The organism is Nostoc sp. T09, assembly GCF_002154695.1.
GTDB lineage: Bacteria > Cyanobacteriota > Cyanobacteriia > Cyanobacteriales > Nostocaceae > Aulosira.
This window is the reverse complement of record NZ_MTAV01000229.1, coordinates 1-1,854: the sequence shown is the minus strand read 5'-3', so window position 1 is coordinate 1,854 and position 1,854 is coordinate 1. Positions and strand designations below refer to the sequence as shown.

The window sequence follows — 1,854 nt, the reverse complement described above, 5'->3', positions numbered from 1 at the left end:
CTTGGGAACGTTAGCTTATATTTTTGGACATGCTGCGACCGATGCTGCTGGTAACCCAACATTGGCAGGAAGTGCAGGTACTATAGCTCTTGTTGCAGCCAACCTCTATGTATTTTGCTTCGGTTTCTCCTGGGGACCAGTGGTTTGGGTGCTGTTGGGAGAAATGTTTAATAACAGAATTCGCGCTGCTGCACTTTCGGTAGCTGCGGCAATGCAATGGATCGCGAATTTCGTGGTTTCGACGACATTTCCGCCGATATTGCAATATTTCGGGCTAGGCGCTGCCTATGGTTTGTATACAACTGCTGCGGCTATCTCACTATTTTTCGTTTGGTTCTTTATTAGAGAAACCAAAGGTATGGAGTTAGAAGATATGTAATAGGCTGAGATTTTCAATTGAAATACACATGGCGATCGCTCATTCGTGTTTAGATCTCAAAGAGCGATCACATTGCCAATTATTGACTCTGCATTCTGCCTCAAGGATGCTGCACGAACACCTTTGGGCAGATGACGCTAACAAGGGAATCAGTATCCAATATATCTGAGGCAGGCAATATCTGGGGTAAGGAGACTGATGGTATGAGGTGGCAAGCGATTTGGAAATTATTCCAAGAGACTTTTAAAGAATGGAGTGAGGATAAAGCCTCACGTTTAGCAGCAGCATTGGCTTATTACACAATTTTTTCGATCGCACCGTTGCTGATTATTGTAATTGCGATCGTTGGTGCAGTATTTGGAGAAGAGGCAGCCAGGGGTGAAATTGTTCGACAAATCCAAGGTTTAGTTGGGAGGCCAGGCGCAGAATTTATCGAAACAGCTATTCAAAATGCCAACCAACCACAGACTGGAACCATCGCCTCAATCATAAGTATCCTAGTTCTGCTATTAGGTGCTACTGGTTTATTTAACGAGTTGCAAGATGCCCTTAATACGATTTGGGAAGTCAAGCCAAAACCAGGAGCAGGCATGAACAATATGGTTCGCCAACGCGTTTTATCGTTCGCTATGGTTCTAGGAATTGGATTTCTACTTCTGGTTTCCTTGGTAGTTAGTGCAGGTTTGTCAGCACTGGTGACTTTCTTTAGTAACCTTGTACCAGGTGTTGATTTTATCTGGCAAATTGTTAACTTCCTACTGAGTTTTGCCATCACTACAGTACTATTTGGACTCATTTTCAAAGTTCTGCCAGATGTCAAAATTACTTGGGGTGATGTGATAATTGGTGCTTCTATCACCTCAATTTTATTTTCTATTGGTAGGTTTTTGTTAGGGCAATATTTAGGTAACGGTGGTTTTGGCTCAGCCTATGGAGCTGCTGGTTCATTGGTAGTTATTTTGGCTTGGATTTATTATGCCGCTCAAATTCTCTTTTTTGGGGCTGAATTTACCCAGGTTTATGCTAGAAGATATGGCAGTGGTATTAGGCCAACGAAGAATGCTGTACCCTTAAATCATCAAGAAACAACAGACAATGGTACTAATCAAAACAGGCAAACTTCTGCTAATAAAAGACCATCTTCTAACATTATTAATCGCATAATACGCTCATTGAGCAAATCTAAGGGTTTGAAAAAGAGAAGAAGAAGTTAGCAATAAATAATCAAAGGCAGAGGGCAGAAGGGAAATTCCCTCCGTTGTAGCAAATGGCGTCGGATTCACCGACTTGCAGACGCTCGGAGGGCGGCTTCCCGCTCGCTTTGTTAGCATCTGGTGTATTCTCATATCATGTCCGGCAAATTACTTGTGATATGTCCGCCGCGAGTGCAACACAGTGGAACGTAGACACGAAGTGGTGAGCCAGTCCGGTGGACGGGTTTCCCGAGGCACTCCGTTGGGCGGGTTCCCCGACTT

The 1,854-nt window shown here is 43.7% G+C and carries 2 protein-coding genes; both read left to right on the top strand.

Annotation, left to right across the window (positions count from 1 at the left end):
- Positions 1–379, top strand: a 379-nt coding sequence (locus BV372_RS33115) for an MFS transporter (protein ID WP_143845456.1), incomplete at its 5' end; no start/stop codon positions are given.
- A 203-nt stretch (positions 380–582) separates the two neighbouring features.
- Positions 583–1,593 (top strand): YihY/virulence factor BrkB family protein, encoded by a 1,011-nt coding sequence (locus tag BV372_RS33110; RefSeq protein ID WP_086691517.1) that lies wholly within the window; start codon positions 583–585, stop codon positions 1,591–1,593.
- The last annotated feature ends 261 nt before the right edge of the window (positions 1,594–1,854 follow it).

What these genes read in the sequence shown, in the direction of transcription:
- BV372_RS33110 (WP_086691517.1), top strand. Translation starts at nt 583, where the DNA reads ATGAGGTGGCAAGCGATTTGGAAATTATTCCAAGAGACTTTTAAAGAA.